5 protein-coding genes are annotated in these 6,642 nt (G+C 70.0%); 1 reads left to right on the top strand and 4 read right to left on the bottom strand.

Features of this window, described 5'->3' with window-relative positions:
* Positions 1-34 precede the first annotated feature (34 nt).
* Genes hpaD through AVW09_RS14595 form a run of 4 tightly spaced genes read right to left on the bottom strand, consistent with a single transcriptional unit; the run spans position 35 to position 4,908 of the window.
* Positions 35-1,186 carry a 3,4-dihydroxyphenylacetate 2,3-dioxygenase gene (gene hpaD, locus AVW09_RS14610; protein WP_063258756.1) on the bottom strand — a complete coding sequence of 384 codons (1,152 nt, stop codon included), beginning with the start codon at positions 1,184-1,186 and terminating at the stop codon, positions 35-37.
* A gap of 1 nt (position 1,187) precedes the next feature.
* Entirely contained in the window at positions 1,188-2,684 is a 1,497-nt protein-coding gene (hpaE, locus tag AVW09_RS14605) for a 5-carboxymethyl-2-hydroxymuconate semialdehyde dehydrogenase (protein WP_156496121.1), read from the bottom strand.
* 44 nt (positions 2,685-2,728) lie between these two features.
* Positions 2,729-3,451: a GntR family transcriptional regulator gene (locus AVW09_RS14600; protein ID WP_063258754.1), complete on the bottom strand. Its 723-nt coding sequence runs from the start codon at positions 3,449-3,451 to the stop codon at positions 2,729-2,731.
* The gene (locus AVW09_RS14595; RefSeq protein WP_063258753.1) at positions 3,451-4,908 is read right to left on the bottom strand and encodes a fumarylacetoacetate hydrolase family protein; all 1,458 of its coding nucleotides are present in this window, start codon (positions 4,906-4,908) and stop codon (positions 3,451-3,453) included. Before AVW09_RS14595 ends, AVW09_RS14600 begins: the two co-directional genes overlap by 1 nt.
* 117 nt (positions 4,909-5,025) lie before the next feature.
* Between AVW09_RS14595 and AVW09_RS14590 the strand changes: the two genes are divergently transcribed.
* Complete coding sequence (locus tag AVW09_RS14590) at positions 5,026-6,408, top strand: MFS transporter (protein WP_063258752.1); 1,383 nt, start codon at positions 5,026-5,028, stop codon at positions 6,406-6,408.
* Positions 6,409-6,642: the final 234 nt, after the last annotated feature.

Here is a 6,642-nt window from a genome sequence, read left to right as displayed (position 1 = left end):
TCCAGGCGACAGAAATTGACCCCTCACGCGGGGGTTACAGCTGGTTGCCGAGCTTGAACTCGGGACCGGATGCCGCCGGCTCGGGGGCGCGGGTGTACGAGAAGCCGTCGGCGCCGATCGTCACGGCCATCTCGCTCGAGTCCGTACGGGCACGGACCGGCTGCGGAATGCCGTCGAGGTCGAGCACGAGCGAACCGTCGGTGTACCACGACGGGACGACGGGGTTGCCCCACCAGTCGCGGCGCTGGTTGTCGTGGACGTCCCACGTGATGACGGGGTTGTCGGGGTCGCCGGTGTAGTAGTCCTGCGTGTACACCTCGACGCGGTGCCCGTCGGGGTCGCGCAGGTACAGGTAGAACGCGTTCGAGACACCGTGGCGGCCGGGGCCGCGCTCGATGGCATCCGATCGGCGGAGGGCGCCGAGCTTGTCGCAGATCGCCAGGATGTTGTGCTTCTCGTGCGTCGCGAAGCACACGTGGTGCATGCGGGGGCCGTCGCCGCCGGTCATCGCGGTGTCGTGCACGGTGGGCTTGCGGCGCATCCAGGCGGCGTAGACCACGCCCTCCTCGTCCTGGATGTCCTCGGTGACGCGGAAGCCCAGCGCCTGCATGAAGCTGACCGCGCGGGGGACGTCGGGCGTGATCTGGTTGAAGTGGTCGAGGCGCACCAGCTCGCCGGGGGAGTGCAGGTCGTACCGCCACGACAGGCGCTCCTGGTGCTCGGTGTCGAAGAAGAACTCGTACGGGAAACCGAGGGGGTCGACCACCCGCACCGAGTCGCCGATGCCCTTCGTGAAGCCGTTCGGTGCGCGGCGGACCTCGCAGCCGAGTTCTTCGTAGAACGCGACCGCCGTGTCGAGGTCTTCCGCCGATCGGACGCGGTACGAGAACGCGGCCACGGCGGCGATCTCGCCGCGACGCAACACGAGGTTGTGGTGGATGAACTCCTCGGTCGAACGGAGGTAGATCGCCTCGTCGTCCTCCTCCGTCACGTGCAGACCGAGCACGTCGACATAGAACTCCCGGGATGCCGCGAGGTCGGTGACCACGAGCTCCATGTACGCGCAGCGGAGGATGTCGGGCGCGGGAGACGTGGGAGTGGGGATCGGGTTCTCGGCTCGGATCGGCGCTTCCTGCGACACGAAGAAGCCCGAGGAGGTGCGGGTCATCCGGCTGCGGTCGGTCATCTCAGGCTCCTTTGCCGAAGGTGGGGTTGTGGGCGGGGCCGAGCGTGATGTGCACGGCCTGCTGGTCGGTGTAGAAGTCGATCGAGCGGTAGCCGCCCTCGTGTCCCAGGCCCGAGGCTTTCACGCCGCCGAACGGGGTGCGGAGGTCGCGGACGTTGTTGCTGTTCAGCCACACCATGCCGGCCTCGACGTTCTGCGCGAACAGGTGCGCGCGCTTCAGGTCGTTGGTCCACACGTAGGCGGCGAGACCGTACTTCGTGTCGTTCGCGAGCGCGAGGGCCTCTTCGTCGGTGTCGAACGGCGTGATCGCGACGACGGGGCCGAAGATCTCCTCCTGGAAGATGCGGGCGTGGGGCGGGACATCGGCGAAGACGGTGGGCCGGACGAAGTTCCCCTCGGGGAAGTCGTCGGGGCGACCGCCGCCGGCGACGAGGCGCCCCTCGGTCTTGCCGAGTTCGACGTACGACATGACCTTCGCGTAGTGCTCGGGGTGCACGAGCGCCCCGACCTCGGTCGCCGGGTCGTCGGGGTATCCGACTCTCACGCGATCGGCCTGCGCGGCGTACCGCTCGACGAACTCGTCGTAAACCGAGCGCTGCACGAGGATGCGGCTGCCCGCGGTGCAGCGCTCGCCGTTGAGCGAGAACACGCCGAAGATGGTCGCGTCGATGGCGGCATCCAGATCGGCGTCCGCGAACACGATCGCCGGGCTCTTGCCGCCGAGTTCCATCGACAGGCCCTTCAAGAAGGGCGCGGCGTTGGCGAAGATGAGCTGACCGGTCGAGCTCTCGCCGGTGAACGAGATGAGCGGCACGTCGGGGTGCTTCACGAGCGCGTCGCCGGCGTCCTCGCCGAGACCGTTGACGAGGTTGAAGACGCCCTCGGGCAGCCCTGCCTCCTCGAAGATCCCGGCCCACAGCGATGCGGACAGCGGCGTGAATTCGGCGGGCTTCAGCACGACCGTGTTGCCCGTGGCCAGCGCCGGGGCGAGCTTCCAGGACTCGAGCATGAACGGCGTGTTCCACGGTGTGATGAGCCCGGCCACACCGATCGGCTTGCGGTTGACGTAGTTGAGCTGGCGTCCCGGCACCTTGAAGGCGTCGTCGGTCTGCGCCACGATCAGATCGGCGAAGAACCGGAAGTTCTCCGCCGCGCGGCGGGCCTGCCCGAGGGCCTGCGTGATCGGCAGGCCCGAGTCGAAGGACTCCAGCTCCGCCAGGCGCGCATCGCGCGACTCGACGAGGTCGGCGATGCGGTGCAGGACGCGCGAGCGTTCGCGGGGCAGCATGCGTGGCCACGGCCCCCCGGTGAATGCCGTCCGGGCGGCAGCGACGGCGGCGTCGATGTCGGCCTTCTTGCCGGCCGAAGCGCGCACGTACGTCTCGTTCGTCACGGGGTCGAGCACGTCGAACTCGTCGCCGTCGATCGAGTCGACGAACGCGCCGCCGATGTAGTGCTGGATGCGCGTGGGCAGATCGGCCGGGGTGCGGCGGGTCATGGGTGCTCCTTCGATGGAGGGGAGGGATGCCGGTGGCATCCGGTTCAGAAAGCCGGAAGGCCGAGCGACTCGTCGGGGTGCTCGTGGATGAGGTACGCGTCGAGGGTCGCGGACCGGTGCCGCCGGGCCGTCTTCTCGATCTCGGCGAGCGGGGCGCCGTTCTCGATCAGGACGAGGATGTTCTCGTGCTCGCGCACCGACTCGGCGGCGCGACCGGGCACGAAGCTGAAGGTGGAGTCGCGCAGGTGCCCCAGGCGTGCCCACTCCGCACGGACGAGGTCGAGCATGCGCGGGTTCACGCACTTCTCGAACAGGGTCGCGTGGAACTCCTGGTTGAGCGCGGTGAAAGCCCGCGGGTCGAAGTGGTCGAGTGTCTCGACCATCCGTTCGTTGATGCGCCGCGCGCGGCGGACGTCCTCGGTCGTGAGGGCGCGCGCCGACAGGGCGGTGGCGGCGCCCTCGAGGATGCTCAGCGACTGCATGCTGAACCGGTACTGCGAGTCGTCGACCATCGACACGCGAGCGCCGACGTTGCGTTCGAAGGTCACGAGCCCCTCGGCCTCGAGCTGGCGGATCGCCTCGCGCACCGGCACGACGCTCATGTCGAGGTCGCCGGCGATCGTGCCGAGCACGAGCCGGTAGCCGGGGGTGAACTCCTGCGCCGCGATGCGCTCCTTGATCCAGTGATACGCCTGCTGCGACTTGCTCTGCGCGCTCGCCGGGGCTGCGCTCGTCGGGGTTGCGCTCACCGGGGTCGTGGCATCCATCAGGCGTTCCTCTCGGCTTCGTAGCGCGCGCGCCAGGCGGCGTTCATCGGGAAGAGCCCGTCGACGGGATGACCGGATGCCACCTGGCGGGCGATCCACGCGTCCTCTTCCTCTTGCGCGAGGGCGGCGTCGACCACCTCCGCGGCGAGGGCCGGTGGGATCACGATGACGCCGTCGCCGTCTCCCACCAGGATGTCGCCGGGCTCGACCGTGGTGCCGCCGCAGCCGATCGCGACGTCGGTCTCCCACGGCACGTGCCGGCGGCCGAGCACGGCGGGGTGGGCGCCGGCGGAGAACACCGGGATGCCGACCGCGGCGACCGCCTCGGCATCCCGGACGCCGCCGTCGGTGATGATCGCCGCCGCACCGCGCGCGTGGGCGCGGAGCGCGAGAATGTCGCCGAGCGTGCCGGACCCGGTCTCGCCGCGCGCCTCGATGACGATGACCTCGCCCGCGCCGACCGCGTCGAACGCGCGCTTCTGGGCGTTGTAGCCGCCGCCGCGCGCGGCGAACAGGTCTTCGCGGTGGGGAAGGAAGCGGAGCGTCCGCGCGGTGCCGACGAAGCGGCTGCCGGGGGTCAGAGCGTGCACGCCGTCGATCGTGACGTCGTTCAGGCCCCGCTTGCGCAACTGCGCGCTGAGGCCCGCGACCGGCACGCGTTCCAGCTTCACGCGGAGTTCGGGCGTGAGGGCGGGGGCCGGCGCCAGGCTCGCCGCTTCGGCCGAACCCCACGCCTCGAGCCGCTGCGTGTCGTCGACCGCGGGAAGGGAGCCGAGGCTCGCGTCGAAGGGTCGCGTGCCCTGGGTCACGGTGGTGCGGAGTCGGCCGGTCGACTGCGCCCCCGCATCCACCTGCACCTCGACGACGTCGCCCGGCACGACCACGCTCGACCCCGCGGGTGTGCCCGTGAGGATCACGTCACCGGTCTCGAGCGTGAAGTGCTGCGACAGGTCGGCGACGACCTGCGCGAGGGGGAAGAGGAGGCCCGCGGTGGAGTCGTCCTGCACCAGCTCGCCGTTCACCCACGTCCGCAGGCGCACCGCGGTCGGGTCGACCGAGCGCGCGTCCAACAGCGTAGGGCCGAGGGGTGTGTACCCGTCGCCGCCCTTGGATCGGACGTTCGAGCCCTTGTCGTTCGCGCGGAGATCGTAGAGCCCGAAGTCGTTCGCGGCGGTGAGGGATGCCACGTGCTTCCACGCGGCGTCCGGTGACACCCACCGCGCGGGTTCGCCGATGACCAAGGCGATCTCGCCCTCGAAGGCGAGGAGTTCGGTGCCGGCCGGGCGCTCGATCGTCGCGCCCGAAGGGGCGAGGGAGCTCGACGGCTTGAAGAAGTACGAGGGGGCAGCGGGCCGGCGGCCGCGCTGGTCGGCGCGCGAGGAGTACGAGAGATGGACCGCGACGATCTTTCCCGGCCGGGCGCCGAGGACGGCGAAGCGGGGGTCGGTGGTGGTCATGAAGCTCCCTTGCGTCGTATTCGAAATCGTATATGATCCACAAACGCCCCCGCAACTCGCACCGTCGGCGTCGACGGCGAGGCGGCGGGTCGACGACGACGTCACGAAGGAGTCCCCATGTCCCGCCCCTCCTCCCCGGGCTTCACGCCCACCGGCACGATCTCGACGACCGCGGACCGGCGCCGCGTCGTCTTCGCCACCGTGGTCGGCACCACCGTCGAGTGGTACGACTTCTTCCTCTACGCCTCCGCGGCGGGACTGGTGTTCGGTCAGCTGTTCTTCGCCCCGGCGGGTCCGGGCATCGCGCAGATCCTGTCGTTCCTGACGGTGGGCCTGAGCTTCCTGTTCCGCCCGCTCGGCGCCTTCCTCGCCGGTCACCTCGGCGACAAGTACGGCCGCCGGGTCGTGCTGATGCTGACGCTCATCCTCATGGGCGCGTCCACCACGCTCATCGGTGTGCTGCCGACCTATGGCGTCATCGGCGTCGCGGCGCCTGTGCTCCTCATCCTGCTGCGGGTGCTGCAGGGCATCTCCGCCGGCGGCGAGTGGGGTGGCGCGGTGCTCATGGCCGTCGAACATGCCCCCAAGACCAAGCGCAGCCTGTTCGGCGCCTCCCCGCAGCTCGGTGTGCCTCTCGGCCTGCTGCTCGCCAGCGGCATGCTCGCGCTCATGGCGCTGATCGCCCCCGGCGACGCGTTCTTCGCGTGGGGCTGGCGCGTGCCGTTCCTCCTGTCGTTCGTGCTGATCCTCGTGGGCTACTACGTGCGCAAGAAGGTCGAGGAGAGCCCGGTCTTCCTCGAGCTCGCCGAGCGCAAGGAGAAGACGCGGATGCCGATCGTGCAGCTGTTCCGCAAGCACGCGCTGCTCGTCCTCATCGCCGCGCTCGTGTTCGCCGGCAACAACGCCGTGGGGTACATGACGACGGGCGGCTACATCCAGCGCTACGCGACCAACCCCGACGGACCGATCGGTCTCGCCACCGCCGACGTGCTGGGCGCCGTGACCCTCTCGGCGGTGTCCTGGCTGGCGTTCACGTGGCTCGGCGGGTGGATCGGCGACAAGATCGGCCGCCGCAACACGTACGTGCTGGGGTGGATCGCGCAGCTCGTCGGCGTCTTCCTGCTCTTCCCGCTCGTGAACACCGGGAGCATCGCGCTGCTGACGCTCGCGCTCGTGATCCTCACCGTCGGACTCGGACTCACCTACGGCCCGCAGGCGGCGCTGTACGCCGAGCTGTTCCCGGCATCCATCCGCTTCTCGGGGGTCTCGATCTCGTACGCGATCGGGGCGATCCTGGGCGGGGCGTTCGCCCCCACGATCGCGGAGGCGCTCGTCAAGGCCACCGGTACGACGATGTCGGTCACCTGGTACCTCGCGGGCATGACGGTGGTCGGTCTGATCGCGACGCTCGTGCTGCGGGATCGCAGTGGCATCCCGCTCGGTCCCGACCACGAGGCGGAGCAGGAGCGAAGCCCGATCCGCGGCCTCGCGAAGGTCTGAGCCTGACGCACAGGCCCCGCCGCACATGCACGGCGGGGCCTTTCCGCGTGTGCGCGGTGAGCCCTCCGCGTCGTGCGGGGCGGCCCTCGTCCCACTTCTGGTCGATCATGTCCCGGAAAGTGCCGCTCAGGCGGCTCCGCGGCAGCAAGAAGCGGGACGAGGGTCGTCAGGATCCGTCACTGCGCGGCGATCTCCTCCCAGAACGGCGCCACGACGGCCGCGCTCACGCGCAGA

Source organism: Microbacterium sp. T32, from assembly GCF_001619615.1.
In the GTDB taxonomy this organism is placed as follows: domain Bacteria; phylum Actinomycetota; class Actinomycetes; order Actinomycetales; family Microbacteriaceae; genus Microbacterium.
The sequence above is the reverse complement of the archived record's forward strand: the minus strand, read 5'-3'. Positions and strand labels throughout refer to the sequence as shown.

Coding starts and splice junctions, on each gene's coding strand:
- hpaE (WP_156496121.1), bottom strand. CDS start 2,684: ATGACCCGCCGCACCCCGGCCGATCTGCCCACGCGCATCCAGCACTAC.
- AVW09_RS14595 (WP_063258753.1), bottom strand. CDS start 4,908: ATGACCACCACCGACCCCCGCTTCGCCGTCCTCGGCGCCCGGCCGGGA.
- AVW09_RS14600 (WP_063258754.1), bottom strand. CDS start 3,451: ATGGATGCCACGACCCCGGTGAGCGCAACCCCGACGAGCGCAGCCCCG.
- AVW09_RS14590 (WP_063258752.1), top strand. CDS start 5,026: ATGTCCCGCCCCTCCTCCCCGGGCTTCACGCCCACCGGCACGATCTCG.
- hpaD (WP_063258756.1), bottom strand. CDS start 1,186: ATGACCGACCGCAGCCGGATGACCCGCACCTCCTCGGGCTTCTTCGTG.